This window comes from Paenibacillus sp. EPM92 (assembly GCF_016586185.1).
Lineage (GTDB): Bacteria > Bacillota > Bacilli > Paenibacillales > NBRC-103111 > Paenibacillus_G > Paenibacillus_G validus.
Map to the genome: position 1 here is coordinate 16,331 of NZ_BCPS01000026.1, position 19,787 is coordinate 36,117.

At 53.2% G+C, this 19,787-nt stretch carries 15 protein-coding genes; 9 read left to right on the plus strand and 6 right to left on the minus strand.

Annotated features, from left to right (window positions below):
* Positions 1 to 210 precede the first annotated feature (210 nt).
* The 5 genes from ftsE (at position 211) to JMF85_RS05375 (ending at position 6,096) form a co-directional block, all read left to right on the plus strand.
* Positions 211 to 897 (plus strand): cell division ATP-binding protein FtsE, encoded by a 687-nt coding sequence (ftsE, locus tag JMF85_RS05355; protein ID WP_054798385.1) that lies wholly within the window; start codon positions 211 to 213, stop codon positions 895 to 897.
* Positions 887 to 1,804 (plus strand): permease-like cell division protein FtsX, encoded by a 918-nt coding sequence (gene ftsX, locus JMF85_RS05360; protein WP_127608684.1) that lies wholly within the window; start codon positions 887 to 889, stop codon positions 1,802 to 1,804. The genes ftsE and ftsX overlap by 11 nt, the downstream gene beginning before the upstream one ends.
* A gap of 31 nt (positions 1,805 to 1,835) precedes the next feature.
* Positions 1,836 to 3,062 carry a murein hydrolase activator EnvC family protein gene (locus JMF85_RS05365; protein ID WP_127608685.1) on the plus strand — a complete coding sequence of 409 codons (1,227 nt, stop codon included), beginning with the start codon at positions 1,836 to 1,838 and terminating at the stop codon, positions 3,060 to 3,062.
* A gap of 138 nt (positions 3,063 to 3,200) precedes the next feature.
* On the plus strand, positions 3,201 to 4,655 hold the full coding sequence (locus tag JMF85_RS05370; RefSeq protein WP_127608709.1) for a S41 family peptidase: 1,455 nt from the start codon (positions 3,201 to 3,203) through the stop codon (positions 4,653 to 4,655).
* Positions 4,656 to 4,803: 148 nt separating this feature from the next.
* Entirely contained in the window at positions 4,804 to 6,096 is a 1,293-nt protein-coding gene (locus JMF85_RS05375; RefSeq protein WP_127608686.1) for a PDZ domain-containing protein, read from the plus strand.
* Positions 6,097 to 6,242: 146 nt separating this feature from the next.
* Here JMF85_RS05375 and JMF85_RS05380 read toward each other — a convergent pair whose 3' ends face one another.
* Together JMF85_RS05380 and JMF85_RS05385 are read right to left on the minus strand one after the other, a co-directional pair.
* A complete protein-coding gene (locus tag JMF85_RS05380) occupies positions 6,243 to 6,977 on the minus strand; it encodes a flagellar motor protein MotB (RefSeq protein ID WP_397375745.1) in 735 nt (244 codons plus the stop codon).
* Positions 6,978 to 6,993: 16 nt separating this feature from the next.
* Entirely contained in the window at positions 6,994 to 7,782 is a 789-nt protein-coding gene (locus JMF85_RS05385) for a flagellar motor protein (protein ID WP_201317867.1), read from the minus strand.
* A 269-nt stretch (positions 7,783 to 8,051) separates the two neighbouring features.
* On the opposite strand from JMF85_RS05385, the gene uvrB reads away from it, so the two are divergent.
* Entirely contained in the window at positions 8,052 to 10,049 is a 1,998-nt protein-coding gene (gene uvrB, locus JMF85_RS05390) for an excinuclease ABC subunit UvrB (protein WP_201317868.1), read from the plus strand.
* Between the two features lie 23 nt (positions 10,050 to 10,072).
* Positions 10,073 to 12,955 carry an excinuclease ABC subunit UvrA gene (gene uvrA, locus JMF85_RS05395; RefSeq protein ID WP_127608689.1) on the plus strand — a complete coding sequence of 961 codons (2,883 nt, stop codon included), beginning with the start codon at positions 10,073 to 10,075 and terminating at the stop codon, positions 12,953 to 12,955.
* 193 nt (positions 12,956 to 13,148) lie between these two features.
* Here uvrA and JMF85_RS05400 read toward each other — a convergent pair whose 3' ends face one another.
* Positions 13,149 to 14,771 carry a nitrite/sulfite reductase gene (locus JMF85_RS05400; RefSeq protein WP_127608690.1) on the minus strand — a complete coding sequence of 541 codons (1,623 nt, stop codon included), beginning with the start codon at positions 14,769 to 14,771 and terminating at the stop codon, positions 13,149 to 13,151.
* A gap of 319 nt (positions 14,772 to 15,090) precedes the next feature.
* Here JMF85_RS05400 and JMF85_RS05405 point away from each other — a divergent pair, with 319 nt between their 5' ends.
* Positions 15,091 to 15,303, plus strand: a complete 213-nt coding sequence (locus tag JMF85_RS05405; protein ID WP_127608691.1) for a DUF2759 family protein — start codon at positions 15,091 to 15,093, stop codon at positions 15,301 to 15,303.
* 225 nt (positions 15,304 to 15,528) lie between these two features.
* Here JMF85_RS05405 and JMF85_RS05410 read toward each other — a convergent pair whose 3' ends face one another.
* The gene (locus JMF85_RS05410) at positions 15,529 to 16,497 is read right to left on the minus strand and encodes a sugar phosphate isomerase/epimerase family protein (RefSeq protein WP_127608692.1); all 969 of its coding nucleotides are present in this window, start codon (positions 16,495 to 16,497) and stop codon (positions 15,529 to 15,531) included.
* A gap of 610 nt (positions 16,498 to 17,107) precedes the next feature.
* Here JMF85_RS05410 and JMF85_RS05415 point away from each other — a divergent pair.
* Positions 17,108 to 17,425, plus strand: a complete 318-nt coding sequence (locus JMF85_RS05415) for a hypothetical protein (protein ID WP_196426999.1) — start codon at positions 17,108 to 17,110, stop codon at positions 17,423 to 17,425.
* 111 nt (positions 17,426 to 17,536) lie between these two features.
* On the opposite strand, the gene JMF85_RS05420 is transcribed toward JMF85_RS05415, so the two are convergent.
* Together JMF85_RS05420 and JMF85_RS05425 are read right to left on the minus strand one after the other, a co-directional pair.
* Positions 17,537 to 18,688, minus strand: coding sequence for an MBOAT family O-acyltransferase (locus tag JMF85_RS05420; protein WP_141336193.1), 1,152 nt, complete (start codon positions 18,686 to 18,688; stop codon positions 17,537 to 17,539).
* A 167-nt stretch (positions 18,689 to 18,855) separates the two neighbouring features.
* On the minus strand, positions 18,856 to 19,785 hold the full coding sequence (locus tag JMF85_RS05425) for a hypothetical protein (protein ID WP_236595744.1): 930 nt from the start codon (positions 19,783 to 19,785) through the stop codon (positions 18,856 to 18,858).
* Positions 19,786 to 19,787: the final 2 nt, after the last annotated feature.

Sequence of the window (19,787 nt, forward strand, 5' to 3'; positions counted from 1 at the left end):
GGCAATATGTAGAAATTCACAACAGACTAAAGGATTTTAGGCGTTTGTGTCGAACTATTAAAGGCTAGAAGTAAATTGTCGATAAGTGATGCCAAGATAAACGGCTGCGTCGTCCTTGTCTTGCAAGGAATTGCCCGTTTGTCAAAGCTGATGCGCGTTTAAGACTAAAACTTACATGGCGATCAGCTAAAAAAATCAGGATGTGATACCGTGATCGAAATGCAGGACGTTTGGAAGACGTATCCTGACGGCACCCATGCCCTTCGAGGCATTAACGTCAAGGTGGATCAAAGCGAATTCGTCTATGTCGTCGGTCCGTCAGGTGCGGGAAAATCGACTTTCATGAAATTAATTTATAGAGAAGAGCGTCCGAGCAAGGGCGCGATCTTCGTTAACGGTTTTAATCTGGAGAAGCTGAAGCAGCGTAAAATTCCGTTTGTTCGCCGCAATATCGGCGTTATTTTTCAGGACTTTCGCCTGCTGCCTAAGCTTACGGTGTACGAGAATATCGCCTTCGCGATGGAAGTGATCGAAGCGCCGAAGAAAATTATTAAGAAACGGACGCTCGAAGTGCTGGAGCTTGTCCGACTCAAGGACAAAGTAAACTCCTTGCCGACACAGCTGTCCGGCGGCGAACAGCAGCGCGTCGCTATTGCCCGGGCAATAGTCAATAATCCGTCCGTCATTATTGCGGACGAGCCAACCGGGAACCTGGACCCGGAAACGTCATGGGGCATTATGAAGCTGATGGAAGAAATTAACTTTCGCGGCACGACGATCGTCATGGCTACGCATAACAAAGAAATCGTAAACACGATGCGCAAGCGCGTCATTGCCATCGAATCGGGGAAAATCGCGCGCGATGAAGTGAGAGGTGAGTACGGCTATGAAGATTAGCACGGCCGGACGCCACCTTCGCGAAGGGACCAAGAATGTGCTGCGTAACGGCTGGATGTCGTTCGCGTCGATCAGCTCGATTACGATCTCCTTGTTTATATTAGGCGTATTTCTGCTGCTGTCGCTCAACGTGAATTTTTTGGCGCAACAAATCGAGCAGCAGGTCGAAATTCGCGTGTATTTGGAAGTAAATACGCCGCAGGATCAAATTGCACTTCTGCAGAATGAAATTGCTGCCATGCCGAAGGTCAATAAAGTGAAATTCGTGTCGAAGGAAGAAGGACTCGAGTATTTGCGCGAGAAGCTTGGGGAGAGCGGCAAACAGCTGCTTGAAGGCTTCAATGGCGACAACAATCCGTTGAACGATTCGTTTACCGTCGAGGTGTCGGAACCGCGAGAAGTAGCTGCGGTTGCCGGCGAAATTAACAAATTGAACGAAGGCAAGCCGGCCAAGCCGATCTACCGCGTCAGCTACGGCCAAGGCACCGTCGAAACGATGTTCAAGGTAACCACGATCGTTCGTAATGTCGGTCTTGTGCTTGTCGCGGCTTTGGCGTTGACGGCGATGTTCTTAATTTCCAATACAATTAAAATAACAATTGTCGCACGGCGCCGCGAAATATCCATCATGAAGCTGGTCGGGGCGACGAACTCGTTCATTCGCTGGCCGTTCTTTATCGAAGGAGCGCTGCTCGGCATTATCGGTTCGGTCATTCCGGTCGGCATCCTGTTGTACGGCTACTGGCAGATGATGCGGTCCATCCAGTTGGACTTGAATCTGCTTCTGATCAAGCTGCTGCCCTTCGATGATATCGCATGGAAGACGTCCGTGCTGCTGATCGGCATTGGCGTTATGATCGGCATTTGGGGAAGCGTGTTGTCGGTGCGTAAGTTTTTGAGAGTGTAAGCTTGAAAGACCAACTGTTGGGGAGGAACGGGTGTTGAAACAGTCTTTTCTGCCGCTTGTCTTGTCCTTAAGCCTTATCGGAGCTACGATTGTGCCCCAGGCCGGGTTTGCATTGACCGCTTCGCAGCGCATTGAGCAGGAGCTTAACCAGCTGAAGAAAACGAAATCCGCCGTTCAGCAGAAGGTGAACGAGACGGAGAAGCAAATAACGCAAGTTACGAGGGAAAAGCAGCAAACGTCAAACGACATCAACGCGCTTCTCGACCAAATCGACAAAACGAATAAAAGCTTGAACGTATTGAACGATAAAGTGGCCGAAGTTTCGGCAACGCTGAAAGAAAACGCGAAACAGCTCGAAGAAGCCGAGACGCGGGTGACCTCCCGCGATCAGATGCTCCGGTCGCGGCTTCGTCTGATGTATATGAACGGGGTCGTTTCGTACGCGGATGTGCTGCTGAGCTCGACCAATTTCAGCGATTTTTTGGACAGGCTTGAAGCTTTGCGTTCTATCGTAAATCAGGACAAAAAGATTCTGGAAGCGAACAAGCGCGACCGCGCCACGATTGACGAGAAACGGATCGCGATTGAGAAACAGCTCGCCGAGGTAAAAAATTTGTATGCGGAGACTTCGGCGGTCAAGGCCGATCTTCTGGTCAAGGAGAAGGAGAAAGAAGTGAAGATCGCGAGCCTGACTCAGAAGGAGAAGGAGCTCGAGGATATCAGCGAGGAAGTGGAGGCACAGCTCGTGAAGGTGGCCAGCCAGGAGGCGGCCAAGCAGCGGGCGCTCCAAGAGGCCAAAGCGGCGGAGGCGGCTAAGTCGAAGGGCGCGAAGGCGGCGGGGCCGGTGTATACGTACAGCGGAGGGAAGTTTGGCTATCCGCTTCCTAAAGTCGTCAATATGTCATCAGATTTCGGAACCCGCAAGGATCCCTTTACAGGCAGATCGTCTACGCATAACGGTATCGATTTTCCTTCTCCGGCAGGAACGAGCATTCTGGCAGCCGAGGACGGCGTCGTCATCGTCGCTTCCTGGTGGAGCGGATACGGGAATACGGTGATCATTGACCACGGCAAAGGAGTATGGACGCTGTATGGTCATATCCGTAACGACGGCATCGTCGTGGAGAAGGGCGACACGGTCAAGCGGGGCCAGAAGATCGCCGAGGTCGGTTCGACCGGACGTTCGACGGGGAATCACCTTCACTTTGAAGTGCGGATTAATGAATCTCCCGTCGATCCTAAACCTTATTTAAGATAACGGACGCTGTTCATAATTCGGCAGGGCTTGTCATAAACTAGAAAGACAAGTTATGTAAGAAGTGTGAATGGACAACCGGCTTTGACTGGCAAAGCAACGGTTGCACTAGGGATCAGCAAAGGCGGTGTGGGGAGAGGCATGGTTTTTAAGGGACGTACGGTATTGGCTTTTGTACTATTGTCGATGTTCGCAAGCAGCATCATGACGCTGACAATTGTGAACCCGTCGATCTTCGCCGCGGTGAAGAACGGGAACGGAGCGGCTGCTGCGGATGCGAAGTCCGGCTTAACCAGCAAGGATATCAACAAACTGGCGACGACGTATCAGCTGATCAACGGCAAGTACTTGAACGAGGTCGATCACGAGAAAATCGTGAATGGCGCCATCAACGGCATGCTGGCAACGCTGGAAGACCCGTTCACGGTGTACATGGATCAGAACGAAGCGAAGCAATTCGACGAGAATATCACCTCTTCCTTCCAGGGGATTGGAGCGGAGGTGACCTCGGAAGACGGCAAAGTGACGATCGTGACTCCGATCAAAGGTTCGCCGGCCGAGAAGGCGGGCTTACACGCCAATGACGTGATCGTTTCGGTCAACGGCGAGAAGTTGGACGGCTTGACGTTGAATCAGGCGATCATGAAAATCCGCGGTCCGAAAGGTACGCAGGCAAAGCTGGAAGTCGCTCGTGCGGGCGTGAGCGACCCGATCCAGGTGATCGTGGTGCGTGACGATATCGATGTGGAGACGGTATTCGGCGAGATGCTGCCGGGCAATATCGGGAAGATCGAGATCCGGCAGTTCTCGAGCAATACGTCGGCGCGTTTTAAGGAAGAGCTGGCCGCCCTGGAGAGCAAGGGAATGAAGGGCCTGATCATCGACGTGCGCAACGATCCGGGCGGTCTGCTATCGGCCGTCGTCGAAATCGTGGAGCCGTTCATACCGAAAGGCAAGACGATTGTACAAATCGAGAACCGTAAGGGTGTTCGGGAAGAAACGAAATCGGAGAACGGCACAGGCAAAAATTATCCGGTTTCCGTGCTGATTAATAAAGGCAGTGCGAGCGCCTCGGAAATATTGGCCGGCGCTTTGCACGATTCCGTCGGCAGCAAGCTGATCGGCGAAACGACGTTCGGCAAAGGCACGGTGCAGGTTACGTTCGAGCAGGAGATGGGTGACGGCAGTAACATTAAGATGACCGTGTACAAATGGTTGACGCCGAACGGCACATGGATTCACAAGAAGGGTATTGCTCCCGATCTGGCCGTCGAGCAGCCGGCTTACTTCAAAGCGGCCCCTCTGACGAAAAAAGAAACGTTGAAGCCCGATTCGAACAACGAAGACGTGAAAAACTTGCAGGTCATGCTGCAGGGGCTCGGCTTGAATCCGGAACGAACGGACGGGTACTACAGCGACAAGACGGCGCAAGCGGTCAAAACGTTCCAGCGGTCAAACGGCTTGCCGGTAACCGGCGAGGTTGATAAGGAGACGGCGAACAAGCTGGAGAAAGCGATTCTTACAGCTATCCGCGATCCGAAGAACGATCTGCAGCTGAAGGCGGCTGTCGAGGCGATGCAGCAAGCGGTGAAATAACCGGATTGTCTGCCAATTTCAGGAGAGCGGCAGGAAATAGCCGGCCCTGCGTCGAAATGATTAAGAAGGCGGTTCCGAGTCGCTCGGAATTCGACCTTCTTTCTTTTTTGACCAGGGACTATTCTGATTCAGATCAAAGGAGCGCGCCATGGATTGGGTTCAGGCTTTAGGGTGGCAGGGACTGCAAGCGATCGTACAGCTATTCCTGCATCCTTTTTATTATGTGGGCATCCTCTTTATTATTTTGCAATACCGCAGACAAATCGCGATGGAACGCAGGCTGTTCTCTACGAAGCTGCACGCTCTCCTGCCGGAGACGTGGCGAATCGTGTTATGGGGATGGGTCGGGGGGTTATGCGTCTCGGTATTGATGGCAGGCATCGGAGCAACGGTTCAACAGGAGGCGGTCTTGCTGTTATGGATCGTCTCGCTGCTGCTCGTTATCGTGCGCGTCAGATACTTATGCTGGGCGTATGCGGTCGGTGTCATCGGAATGCTTCAGGTGGTGCTGTCGGCGATCCCGGGTGTGAGGCAGTCGGATGACTGGGCTTGGCTGACGAAACCGCTCTTCGCGCTGGACATACCGGCCATGCTGGCGCTCGTCGCTATCTTGCATTTGGCCGAGGCGATCTACGTAAGGAAGCAAGGAACGCGGCTCGGCATGCCGATGTTTGTCGAGGGGAAGCGCGGAAGAATCGTCGGCGGTTACCAGCTGCAGGGCTTTTGGCCGATGGCGCTGTTTCTCGTCGTCCCGCTGCAGCAAGCGGCGGGCGGGCCTTTGCTTCCGTGGACGCCGCTGCTTGGGGGCGAGCTGTGGCAGAACGGCTGGACGATTGTGGGGTTTCCCGTCATGATCGGATTTACGGAGATGACAATCTCGCGATTGCCGAAGGACAAGGCGAGGATCGGTTCCAATTTACTGATCTTGTATGCGCTAATTTTACTGGGGCTGGCCGCTTTAAGCGCATGGCTGCCGGTGCTAACGTTCACGGCAAGCTTATTTGCGATTTTGCTCCATGAGGCGATGATTGTGTATAGCCGTTGGGATGAAGGCCGCCGCCGCCCGATTTATGTACACACGGACAAAGGGCTGAAAATATTAGCCGTGCTGCCGGGCAGTCCGGCCGAGGAGCTCGGCCTTAAAGCCGGTGAGATCGTCAGCAAGGTGAACGGGGTTCCGGTTCGCAGCAAGCAGGCGCTGCATCAGGCGATGCAATTGAATCCGGCGTTCTGCCGATTGGAAGTGCTCGATGGGGCGCTGGAGAACCGCTTCTTGAAACGGGCGCTTTACTCGGGGGAGCATCATCAGCTCGGCATTATACTCGCTCCCGACCAAGATGTGCTGTACTATGTGGAGGAGAAGCAGGTATCGATTTGGGCATACTTGAGCCGCCGTTTGATCGGATTACTCCGCAATGAAAAAAATTCAAAGAGCATGTAAGGGCAGGCGTCACGACAATCCGGACATTTCGGCACGGAATAGGGATTTCGTGATCGGCCCATGCGGATACCAGCCCAACGCCCGAACGTCGGGTTGCACAACAAAGAGCCTGAGGCGAAAGCCCCAGGCTCCTTGCATAGATGGCGTTACCTTAGAACAACGATCTCAACGCGGCGGTTTTTCGCGCGATTCTCATCGCTGTTGTTTTCGGCCACCGGCCGGGTATCGGCATAAGACGTCGAGACGAACTTCTTCGGATCTAGCTGCGCGGTATAGACGAAGTAGCGCAGGACAGACAACGAACGCGCTTGCGATAATCCCCAGTTGTCTTTATACACGGAGCCGGTCGACAGCGGCAAATCATCCGTATGTCCTTCAATACTGATGACCGCGTGCAGAGTAGGAAACAAGCTTGCCAATTGGTTCAAGATCGGCAAGGCTCCCGGCTTCAGGTCGGCTTTCCCGAGATCGAATAGGAACAAGTCGTTCAAGGTGACCGCTACGCCGCGAGGCGTATTTGCCGCGGATATTTGCGCTTGCAGGTTGTTTTCCTGAATGTAGGCCTGCACTTTCTGAAGCAGGTCTTCCAGCTGTTTTTCCCGCTGCTGCTGTTCTTCCTTCCCGGTCTCCGCGTTATCATTCTGTTCCTGCTCTGTCTTGTTGTCCTCGCCGCCCGCGGACGGGTTTGCGGCACCCATGATGCCTTGGCCCTGCGGCATAATCGTATCGGCTTTCATGAATTCCATTTTCAACGCTTTCGCCAGCACTTCGTATTTCTGAACATCGATCTTGCTCATGGCATACATGATGATGAAGAAAATCAGGACGAGTGTAATAAAGTCCGCGTAGCTGAGCAGCCAGCGCTCGTGATTGGGAGGCACGGCCTGCTTCTTTCTCCTATTCCTCGCCACCGGGTTCACCTGCGCTCTCGCCTTTAATGTGATCTTGAAGGAGGAAAGAACTCAACTTTTTCTTAATCAATTGCGGATTTTCACCCGCTTGCAGAGCTAGTATCCCTTCCAGCATCAATTCCATTTCGGCGACCTGCTCCGCGCTGCGAACTTTGATTTTGCTTGCAATTGGCAGCAAAATGAGGTTGGCGGAACCTACGCCGTACAAGGTGGCCGTAAAGGCGACTGCGATTGCCGGTCCCAAGCTTCCCGGGTCATCCAAATTGCCGAGCACATGAATCAAGCCCATTACCGTACCGATGATCCCCATGGTAGGGGAGTAACCGCCGGCGGCTTCGAACATTTTGGCCCAGCCTTCGTGGTGATTTTCAAGAGCGTCGATCTCCAGTTCCAAAATTTGGCGGGTCAGTTCGGGATCGGTCCCGTCGACCACCATCATCAAGCCGTCCCGCAGGAACGGATTCTCATTCTCTTGAGCACGCTGCTCCAGAGCGAGGACGCCTTCGCGTCTGGCTACGGTCGCCATATCGACGAGCTCCTCGATAACTTGCCCCGGGTCTTGTTTCTTCTCGCGAAAGGCCATGTTCAGCGCCTTGCCAATATCTTTAATTTGTTTTAACGGAAAGCTGACAAGCACGGCGCCGATCGTGCCGCCCGCTATAATCAGCATGGAGCTTGGGACGAAGAGCGCGGAAATATGTCCGCCATCCATCATATAACCGCCAATTAATCCTCCAATACCGATGATGATCCCGATGATTGTCATCAAATCCACTTTCGTTCCACCCCTAGAGATTCAAATATGAATAACGGCAGTCACCTGTCGCTTGTCATTGGAATATCCGTTCGGAATGAACGGAAGACGAATGGGTTCGTTTGCAACAGAAACGGAAAAAAGGTATAATGTATGGGAACAAATATTCCTATTACAGGAACGCAGTCGAACGGAGTCGAAGCTACGCACATAGATGGTCTACCTTTTTATCGGAATCCGGTAACCGAAACTTTAGAAGATTTCCACTCTTTTCATGAATGGGTGATGAGATGAGCGAAGTAACCATAAGCGATAAGAAGTTCCAGCTCGTATCGGACTATACGCCTCAAGGGGATCAGCCGAACGCGATCGAGATGCTGGTATCGAGCATCCGCTCGGGACAGAAGCACCAGACGCTGCTAGGTGCGACGGGAACGGGGAAGACGTTTACAGCCGCGCATGTCATTGCTCAACTGAACCGTCCGACGCTGCTGATCGCGCATAACAAAACCTTGGCCGCGCAGTTGTGCAGTGAGCTGAAGGAGTTTTTTCCACATAATGCAGTGGAATATTTCGTAAGCTATTACGATTATTACCAGCCGGAAGCGTACATTCCTTCCTCGGATACGTTCATCGAGAAGGATTCGAGCATCAACGACGAGATCGATAAGCTCCGCCACTCGGCGACCAGCTCATTGTTCGAACGCCGCGACGTCATCGTAGTGGCTAGCGTGTCGTGCATCTACGGCCTCGGATCGCCGATGGAGTACCGCAATTTGCTGCTGTCGCTGCGGGTCGGAATGGAGCGTTCGCGCAACGACATTTTGCACCGGCTGATCGACATCCAGTACCAGCGCAACGATATGAACTTTATCCGCGGCACGTTCCGCGTCCGCGGCGACGTGATCGAAATCTTCCCGGCTTCGCGGGGGGAACAGGCGGTGCGCGTCGAGCTGTTCGGCGACGAGATCGAACGGATTACGGAAATCGATGTGCTGACCGGCGAAATCATTGGCGAACGCGACCATATTGCGATTTTCCCGGCCTCCCACTTCGTGACCCACGAGGATACGATGAAGGTGGCGCTCGTGAACATTGAGCGGGAGCTGGAGGAGCGGCTGGCCGAGCTGCGCGGACAGGGCAAGCTCTTGGAGGCGCAGCGGTTGGAACAACGCACCCGTTATGATATCGAGATGATGCAGGAGATGGGCTTCTGTTCGGGGATCGAGAACTACTCCGGACCGCTGACGTTCCGCGAACGCGGAGCGACTCCTTACACGCTGTTCGACTATTTCCCGGACGACATGCTGATCATGATCGACGAGTCGCATGTGACGCTGCCGCAAATCCGGGCGATGTACAACGGCGACCGCGCCAGGAAAGAAGTGCTGGTCGAGCACGGCTTCCGTCTGCCGTCGGCGCTGGATAACCGTCCGCTGCGCTTTGAGGAATTCGAAAAGAAAATCAACCAGATCGTGTATATCTCCGCGACGCCAGGCCCGTATGAGATCGAGAAGTGTCCGCAGATGGTGGAACAAATCATTCGCCCGACAGGATTGCTCGATCCGATCATCGAGGTGCGGCCGACGAAGGGACAAATCGACGATCTGCTCGGAGAAATCCAGGATCGCATCAAGAAGGACGAGCGGGTGCTCGTGACGACGCTGACGAAGAAGATGTCCGAGGATTTGACGGACTATTTTAAAGAGATCGGCGTCAAAGTGCGGTATTTGCACTCGGAAATCAAGACGTTCGAACGAATGCAAATTTTGCGTGACCTGCGTTTAGGCGTCTTCCATGTGCTGGTCGGGATCAACCTGCTGCGGGAAGGTCTCGACTTGCCCGAAGTCTCGTTGGTGGCGATTCTCGACGCCGACAAGGAAGGTTTCCTGCGCGCGGAGCGCTCGCTCATCCAGACGATCGGGCGCGCGGCGCGTAATGCGAACGGCCGGGTCATCATGTACGGTGACAAAATGACCGATTCGATGAACAAAGCGATTACCGAGACGAACCGGCGCCGCGCCATTCAATTGGCTTACAACGAAAAACACGGCATTACGCCGCAGACGATACAGAAGAAAGTGCGCGACGTCATCGAAGCGACAAAGGTTGCGGAGCAGAAGGCCGACTACTTGGCAGACGTCAAGGGAGCCAAGATGTCGAAGAAAGACCGTATGTCGTTGATCGAAAGATTGGAGCAAGAGATGAAGGAAGCCGCCAAAAACCTGCAGTTTGAACGCGCCGCAGAGCTGCGCGACGCCATTCTGGAGATGAAGGCCGAGCTGTAACGAAAGAGAGGATGGGAGAACGAGTGGCCAGAGACAATATCGTCATCAAGGGCGCCAGAGCCCACAATTTGAAAAATATCGATGTCACCATCCCGCGCGACAAATTCGTCGTGCTGACGGGCTTGAGCGGTTCCGGCAAATCGTCCTTGGCCTTCGATACGATCTACGCCGAAGGGCAGCGGCGGTATGTCGAATCGCTCTCGGCCTATGCGCGGCAGTTTCTTGGTCAAATGGATAAACCGGATGTCGATTCGATCGAAGGCTTGTCGCCGGCAATATCGATCGATCAGAAGACGACGAGCCGCAACCCTCGTTCAACCGTCGGTACGGTGACGGAAATTTACGATTACCTGCGCTTGCTGTTCGCACGTGTAGGGCGTCCGCATTGTCCGCAGCACGGTATCGAGATTACGTCGCAAACCGTTGAGCAGATGGTTGACCGGATTATGGAGTACCCGGAGCGGACGAGACTGCAAATTTTGGCGCCGCTCGTGTCGGGCCGGAAGGGCGAGCATTCGAAGCTGCTCGCCGACATTCAGAAGCAGGGCTTTGTCCGGGTCCGCGTGAATGGCGAAATTCGCGACTTGTCCGAAACGATCGAGCTTGAGAAGAACAAAAAGCATAACATTGAAGTGGTTGTCGACCGGATCGTCGTGAAGGACGACGTTCAGACGCGCTTGGCGGACTCGCTGGAGACCGCGTTGAAGCTGGCGGACGGTCGAGTGATCGTAGACGTCATGGAGAAGGAAGAACTGTTGTTCAGCCAAAACCTGGCTTGCCCCGAATGCGGATTCAGCATCGAGGAGCTGGCGCCGCGGATGTTTTCCTTCAACAGCCCGTTCGGGGCTTGTCCGGAGTGCGACGGTCTCGGACAGAAGATGATCGTTGACCCGGACCTGCTCGTTCCGAACCCGAAGCTCACGATTGAAGACGGTGCATTCGAAGCTTGGGCGGGCAGCACGTCGAACTACTACCCTCAGTTTCTGGCCGCGGTATGCGAGCACTATAACATCCCGCAGAACGTCCCGGTATCGGAGCTGACCAAAGAGCAGATGCAGAAGCTGCTGAACGGTACGGGCGGCGAGAAAGTGAAGTTCAAATACGAGAACGACTTCGGGCATAAGAAGGAAGCGATGGTCGCCTTCGAAGGCATCGTGAATAACTTGGAGCGCCGTTATCGCGAGACGTTCTCCGAAGGCATTCGCGAGCACATCGAGCAGTATATGAGCGCCAAGCCTTGCGCCAAGTGTAAAGGGCACCGTTTAAAGCCGGAGACGCTCGCCGTAACGATCAACGGCAAGAACATCGCGCACGTCACTTCGTTGTCGATCGGGGAGGCGCATGAATGGTTCGATTCGCTGACCTTGAACGAACGGGAGATGACGATCGCACATTTGATTCTCAAAGAAATTAAATCGCGTCTCGGGTTTTTAGTTAACGTAGGGTTGGATTATTTAGCCATGAACCGGGCGGCTGGCACGTTGTCAGGAGGCGAGGCGCAGCGGATCAGGCTGGCGACGCAAATCGGTTCCAGTCTGATGGGTGTACTATACATTCTGGATGAGCCGAGCATCGGGCTTCACCAGCGCGACAATGACCGTCTGATTCAGACGCTCGAGCATATGCGCGACCTCGGCAATACGTTGATCGTCGTCGAGCATGACGAGGATACGATGCTGGCGGCTGATTATATCATCGATATCGGTCCTGGCGCGGGTATACACGGCGGGATGGTGATCGCCCAAGGCACGCCGCAGGAAGTTATGGAAGATGCGAATTCGCTCACCGGTCAATACTTGAGCGGTCGTAAGTTCATCCCGATCGCGGCAGAGCGCCGTAAGCCGGGCGACAAGTGGCTCGAAATCCGCGGAGCCAAAGAGAACAACCTGCGCGGCGTGAACGTGAAATTTCCGCTCGGCGTGTTCAGCTGTGTGACGGGAGTTTCCGGCTCGGGCAAGAGTACACTAATTAACGAGCTCCTGTATAAGACGCTTGCCAAAGAACTGAACGGGGCAAAGGTAAAGCCCGGCGAATATAAGGAATTTAGAGGCCTGGAGCATGTCGACAAAGTCATCAACATCGATCAATCGCCGATCGGGCGTACTCCACGTTCTAACCCGGCCACGTATACGGGCGTATTCGACGATATTCGCGATGTGTACTCGAATACAACCGAAGCGAAGGTGCGGGGTTATAAGAAGGGCCGTTTCAGCTTTAACGTGAAGGGCGGGCGCTGCGAAGCTTGTCGAGGCGACGGCATCATCAAAATCGAGATGCACTTCCTGCCGGATGTATACGTGCCTTGCGAGATTTGTAAGGGCAAACGTTACAACCGCGAGACGCTCGAAGTGAAATATAAAGGGAAGAGCATTGCGGAAGTGCTCGAGATGACCATTGAAGACGCCTGCGAGTTTTTCAAAAACATCCCGCGCATTCATCGCAAGCTGCAGACGCTGCTTGATGTGGGTCTCGGCTATATGAACTTGGGACAACCGGCGACGACACTCTCCGGCGGTGAAGCACAGCGCGTCAAGCTGGCGGCGGAACTGTATCGCCGCAGCACAGGGAAGACGATCTACATCTTGGATGAACCGACGACCGGCCTGCATATCGACGATATCGACCGTTTGTTGAAAGTGCTGCACCGGTTGGTAGAGAACGGAGACTCCGTATTGGTCATCGAACATAACCTGGATGTGATCAAGACCGCCGACTACATCATTGACTTGGGACCGGAAGGCGGAAGCCGCGGCGGCATGATTGTCGCTACGGGAACGCCGGAGGATATCGTGAAAGTAGAGGGCTCTTATACCGGCAAGTACTTAAAGCCGATCCTTGAGCGGGATAAGGCCCGATCCGAGGATTACTTCAAACGTCTGAAGGCGTTGGAGGATGCAGCGGTTTAGCAAAGCCACCTGTCGTGGAAGGGACGGATTGAACGGCAACAGCCGGGCGATCCGTCCTTTATTCGCTTCTCTCGAAGGCTGGAGTATGGTTGTTCCGCGCGGACGGAGATCGTCTGGACAAGGTATCCACATCTTAAGAAAAAGCACGGGCTCGCTTCCTAAGAAGCAAACCCGTGCTTTTTAACTAACGGTATTATACGTATGCGATTTCGGCAAGAATCGAAGTCAATTTTTCTTGGAAGGCTTGAACGCCGACACGACCGACGAATTGATGGAACGATTCTTCCGGACCGCGGTTTTCTTTGAAGAACAGGATTAATTGTTCCAGAACCGGACCTACTTGATCGCCTTTCACGCGGCCTTTCAACGTCTCGTTGAATTTTGCGCCAGGTCCAAGAATACCGCCAACCGATAGATCGAATGCATCGACCATGCCTTCCGGCGTCTTCACCAAAGCGCCCTGCAAACCGATATCGGCGATGTGCTTCTGACCGCATGCGTTCGGGCAGCCGATGAAGTGAATGCGCACTTCTTCATCGAGTTCAACATTTTTGTCCAAATATTCGGCAACGGCACGAGCCCGCTCTTTCGTCTCAACGACGGCCAAATTACAGAACTCGTTGCCCGTACAGGATACCGTGCGGCTCATGAAGTGTTTCGGGTTCGGCGTCAAGCGCTCCAGAACTTTGGCAGCCAACGCTTTATCGACGTTCTCGTCCTTAACTCCTGAAATAATGATGTTTTGCGATACGGTTGTCCGGATATGTCCGTCGCCGTAAGTATCGGCGATTTCGGCCAATTCGGATAACTCATCGCCGCTCAAGCGGCCAACCGGAACGCTAAGGCCGATATAGTTCAAGCCTTCTTGTTTTTGCTTGTGCACGCCATCGAAATAGGCTGCTGTCCAGCCAACGACTCGATCTTCGCCAAGCGAAGGCATTTCGCCGATGACTTCAACCAGCTTTTCTTTGAATTTCTCTGGACCCCAATCGGCTACGAGGAATTTCAGACGGGCATGATGGCGCTTCTCGCGGTAACCGTAATCACGGAAGATCGTTGTGACGCCGATCGCGACTTTCAATACTTCCTCTGGACGAACGAACAAGTCAAGTTTTTTCGCAAGGTGAGGCTTCGCGGACAAACCGCCGCCAACCCATGCATGGAAGCCAAGCACTTCTTGACCGTCAATCACTTTGGATGCCGGTGTAAATGCCAAGCATTGAATTTCGGCATGGCCGGAGTTATAAATATTAGAAGAAATGGACATTTTATATTTGCGCGGCAGATTTGAGAAATCACGGTTCAACAAGAAGAAATCGTTGACTTCGTTAACCAGCGCCGTTGTGTCGAACAGCTCGTCTTTGTCGATACCGGCCAGCGGGTTGCCGACAATGGTACGCGGGCAGTCACCGCATGCTTCATAAGAATAGAGGCCGACTTTTTCCAGACGGTTGAAAATGTCCGGCAGCTGCTCGACAGTCAGCCAGTGGAATTGAATGGCTTGACGAGTCGTAACGTCCACCAGGTTGCGGCCGTAATCTCTGGCGATGTCCGCCATAGCACGTGCTTGAGCGGTTGTCATGATACCGGAAGGCACGCGGACACGCATCATGAAGTGACCGTCTTTCGGCTTTTGCTCATAGACGCCAGCCCATTTAAACAGATTCATATCATCCGGGGTAATCGAGCTGTAACCCTCGTGAGCGTATTTTTCGATGATAGTGCGGATGACGTCAAGACCGTCTTTCTCCAACTTTACGAGTTCCATTTTGTTTAATTTGGACGTATCGGCCGCCCAAATAGCTTCATAGGCCATGGTGTATGCTCCTCCTTGACGTGTGGAAATAATTCCGATCAAACTGGTGTGAAAAATAAACTACACTTATAGTAACACTTTTAAGAGGTCGAGTAAATCGTTTGCGATGAACAACGCTATAACGATTTATTATAATTAATGCGGGTTTGTATTATACTTTGATCGACCCGGCGGGCCTTCAGAAAAAGTTGACAATCTTGTTACATATCTATGGAATTCGCAGCTTTGGAAATATCGTTCCGGATAATTCGCTTGCAACTCGCAGCGAGTCAAGCTAAGATTAGTATAAGCATTTCTGTATATAGAAGGAGGTCTCTCCATGTTTTTGGCTGAAGAGGCAGCAAAAACCGCAAGCACATTTACTTGGTTCGATCCGTTCGTACTTCTGATTACGATCATTATCGCCATCGGTGTGCTCCGGCAGCTGGCAGCCCCTAAGAAAAATCTATTTGCCATCGGTTTCGGAGTAGTGGCGCTGCTAGTCTTTGGATTCATGGATTTTATCATGATCAAAGGCTGGATGGGGATGTAAGGCCCCCGATTCCATTCAAATAAGCGCGAAACCAACAAGAGGCTGTCCCAAAAGCAGAAATCTGCTTAAGGGCAGCCTCTTTCTTGTAGGCATCCTCGAAAATTTCAAACACAGCCAAGGCTGACTCGGCTTCTCTTGGAGCTTGGCTATTTGTTTAAAAAGTAAAACAAGGGGTATCCCTCAGCCATGTTCATGGCTTAGGGACAGCCCCTTGTTTTCTGCTGCTTACACCCACCACATTTGGCCGAGCGGTTCTTTGATCAGCACTTGCTGCAAGTTTTGGACCGCTTTGGTGAAGCCTTCTTCAACGGACATTAGGCCGTCTTCATGCTCGATGCTGACGACATAGTCGTAACCGACGAGGCGCAAAGCGCTGATGATGTCAGCCCAGGTTTTGATATCATGGCCATACCCGACGGTGCGGAACTGCCAAGCGCGGTCGAGCATATTCGTGTAAGGCTGCATATCAGTTAAGCCGTAGCGATTAACGTTGATCGGATCAATCGTCGTATCTTTCGCATGGAAGTGGTGAATCGCTCCGGCGCGGCCGAGAATTTGCACCGCCTGTACCGGATCTATACCCTGCCACCACATATGGCTCGGATCAAGGTTGGCGCCGATGACGTCGCCTGCCGCTTCACGCAGACGAAGCAAGGTAGCCGGTGTATGTACGGAAAAGCCTCCGTGCAGCTCCAAGCCGAATTTGATGCCGCGGTCGGAAGCGTATTTCCCCGTTTCCGTCCAGTACGGAATCACCTTGTTGGTCCATTGCCAATCCAAAATCTCTTGAAATTCAGGCGGCCAAGGGGCGACCGGCCAGTTCGGATATTTCGCGTCCTCGGAGTCGCCGGGACAACCGGAGAATGTGTTGACGACCGGCACTTCGAGCCGCTGCGCGAGGTCGACCGTTTTGATAATCGTATCATGGTAATCTTTGGCGACGGCTTTCTGCGGGTGCAGCGGGTTTCCGTGACAGCTCAGCGCGCTAATCGTTAGTCCGCGGGACTCAACTGCATGCTTGAATGCTTTCAGCTTGCTATCGTCCGAGAGCAGAACGTCCGGATCGCAGTGCGAATTGCCCGGCCAAGCGCCGGTGCCGATTTCGACCGCTTCAAGTCCTTGCGCGGCGATCAGATCGAGCGCTTCCTCCAGCGGTTTTTGTTGAAACAAGACCGTAAAAACCCCTAACTTCATAAGACACCTCCGAATGATGGAAATCTAAATGTACGCGTGTACAAACAACAATTCAACCAGAATTATACCATTAGTCGGCCTGGTCTTAAAGTGTCAGTTTTCGTGAACAAGGCAAGCCATCCGGTTCTATCAGACAGGATGGCGATTATCCCTAACAGTGTACCCAAAAGTAAGAACGGCTATCGGTCTTTGTCCGCCGATCAGCGCCATGATGATACCTGCAACGGAAACGGATTGCCAGAACAGCACGTAGTTTTGGAAGCTGTTAAGGTGCTGCAAAAGTGACTAAACACAAACAGACCGCCTACATGTCGATGAATGGTGAAAATTTTGTCTAAAAGAGAATGAAAATCATTCTTAAATGGATCTTACGGAAGTGAATCCCTCCTGCCAGCATCAAATGATGATCTTCAACAAATGAAGAAAGTGAAGGAAGACAGGCTTCAAAACCGCTATCGAAAACTTTTTCGAAAGATTTTCGGTTTCGACAAAACGCTCGACAGTGTTCCCGTTACTTTGTAACAGCTTTGACTTATAATGGAAAATGTCTTCGCAAAGGGCAGCTTAGATCATCACACTTTTTAAAGAGAGGGTGGTTCGTATAATAAGAATGAAGGACACACAAATCGTAGAAACTGTTACAGGCACGTGGCTACGTTTCCCAAACAGCTTTAAAAAGTTTCATTGTTTAGTGGAGCTGCCCGACCAGCTGTCGTTGAACATTAATCTCAAGTCCGGCAGCGTACATATTCATAAGATGGATGGCAATAGCGTATACCAGCCGGTTGGCGAACTGATGCTTCAATTGAATGGAAATCAAGTTCAATGCGCGGTGCAATCTGCCGGGTTAGACTTAATTGAAAGACCGGAGCGGCAAGAACGGCAGGAGCGCCAAGAGCGTCAAGTGCGGCAGTCCGACGCCAGTTAAACGGGGAATAAATATAAGAGTAGGGAAAAACGAATAAAAAGCAGCGCTTCCGGATCGGTTGACGGTTCCGGAAGATGCTGCTTTTTATTGGCGTATCGTGCCTGGACGGGGTTACCACGGCCAGTTAGCCAAGCCGCGGTAAATCTTATAGACGGCTTCGCTATTGCCGCTGTAGACGATGACGGCGGCCGTCACGAACAGCTGCGTCAACGCACAGCGACCGTAGAAGTAGGCGCGCGATACTTTGCGTTTGTTGACGGTCGTGTAGCCGAGCAAGTTTTCCAGCCCAAGCAGCAGGCCGTGGTAGACGCCCCACAGTACGTACAGCCAGCTGAACCCGTGCCACAGGCCGATCAGCACCATGACGAGCAGGGAGAGACCGGCTGCGGTCCATTTGGTCGGCGTTTGGCGCGAGACGAACATGAAGATGTGATCACGGAACCAGTCGCCCAGCGTGGCGTGCCAGTTGCGCCAATACTGCGTGAGCGTAGGCGATTGGAACGGCTTCTTGAAGTTCTCCGGGATGTTGTAGCCCATCAGTCGCCCGAAGCCGACGGCGATATCCGAGTACCCCGAGAAGTCGAAGAAGATGAGCGCGTAGAACCACACCATCAAGAACAGCGATTGGTGTGTGTGCAGCTCCTGCGCCGACACGTGATTGAACACGTCAGTCATCCAGGTGACCAGCACGATCTTTTTGAACATCCCCAAGATGATGCGCTTGACGTTCTCCTCGGTTTGCGCTGCGTCCACCTGATAGGGCTGTTTCGTATCGGCCATGAAATCGCGGAATTTCAAGATCGGGCCGGACGTGAAGGTCGGAATGAACAAAATATAGTTAAAATAGTCCAGCGCCTTAGTACGGGCTTCTTTCCCGATGAAGTACGCAAAGTAAAGGGCGTCGACCACCTTCAGCACGTTGTAAATCAGTCCGAGGGCTATGACGGCGTCGAACAGCGGATGCGTGAACAGCTCCATGCCGAACAGCCGGAGCGAGCAGACGGCTGCTACGTTGGCTGCGATGAGCAGCACGAACATGGTACGACGCCATCTCGTGGTCCGGCACAGCCAAAGAAACGCCAAGTAATTCAAGGCGGTGTAAACGAGATAGAAGACGAACAGCTTCTGGCTAAAAACGAACAGAAAGCATAGATTGAACGCCAGCAGCAAGTATCGCTTGTTGCCCGGCCAGCGGCGGGTGAGCGCAAGCACCAGCACCATGCCGATGATGGCGATCACGGCGTTCATATTCAAGTACCACATGTATAATCCTCCAAGCGCGCGGGGCGCGGCTGCGTGCATTTCGGGAAGGCGCTGGTTGCAGACCGGAAGCTTGGACTGCCGCCCCCTCGGTTAGAAACCTTCGTAGATGAACAGCCCTTTGCCGGTAAAATAAACGAGCACCAAGACGAGCATGGCCAAGTACACAATCACTTCGATGATTTGGCGAGCGAATCGAGCCACGCGTCCACCTCCTTCGTAAACACGGGCGCGCCTTCTTGACGGCTCAAGTGAACCAAGTCGTGCATATATTTCGGATCGTACGCGGTCAGCAGATCGAGCGTCGGAACGCCGGCCGCCTGCAAGCGGGCGTTAACGTCCTGCTGCAGTCCCGGCATGTAACGGGGCAGCGCGTAATCGCGATTCCAAGGCATCCAGACGACCCGCAGCGGCAAGCTTTGGGATTGGGCATACCGGATGATCCAATCGAGCGCCGCCAGATTGTCCTTGTACTCGTGCTGCGAGACCCAGCCGAACCGGCGGTCGTAATCGGCCTCCTTGGCCTTCAGCTTGTCCGCTTCGATGCGGCCGAAGTACAGCTCTTTGTCAATCCAGCGGGGCTCGTAGCGGGTCAGTTCGGCGGCGTCGAGCCGGGTGATGCCCTTGTAGAGCTGCCGGACGGCCTCCGTGCCCGAGTCGCGGAAGTAATCGCGGTATGCGTAGACGTACGGCTGGTACCACGGTTTGAACCACGGGTAGGTCGGGTCCGTCTCCAAAATATCGAGCATCGTATGAACGTCAATCCCGATGACGAGCTGGTCTTCGACGTGAAAGCGTCCTTGCTCGAGAATCGCCTTCAGATCGGTCAGCTTGCCATAGGACAAGCCCATCTCGATCAGCTTGGATCTGGAATCTTGCTCGATGTAAGCGCCGGTGACCGCCGAATTGCCGTAGAAGACCGGTCCGTGATTCTGCCACCCGTGATGATATAAAGTCTTGGTAAAGTCGTTTTTGTAAAAACGCCGCGACGTCACCATCGGATCCCAATACGAGATCAGGAGATCCGACAGCACGAAAGCGGCGAGCAGCAGCAGCACGAAGCTGTTTTTGCGTAACAGGGCGAATGTCTTTGACATCATAA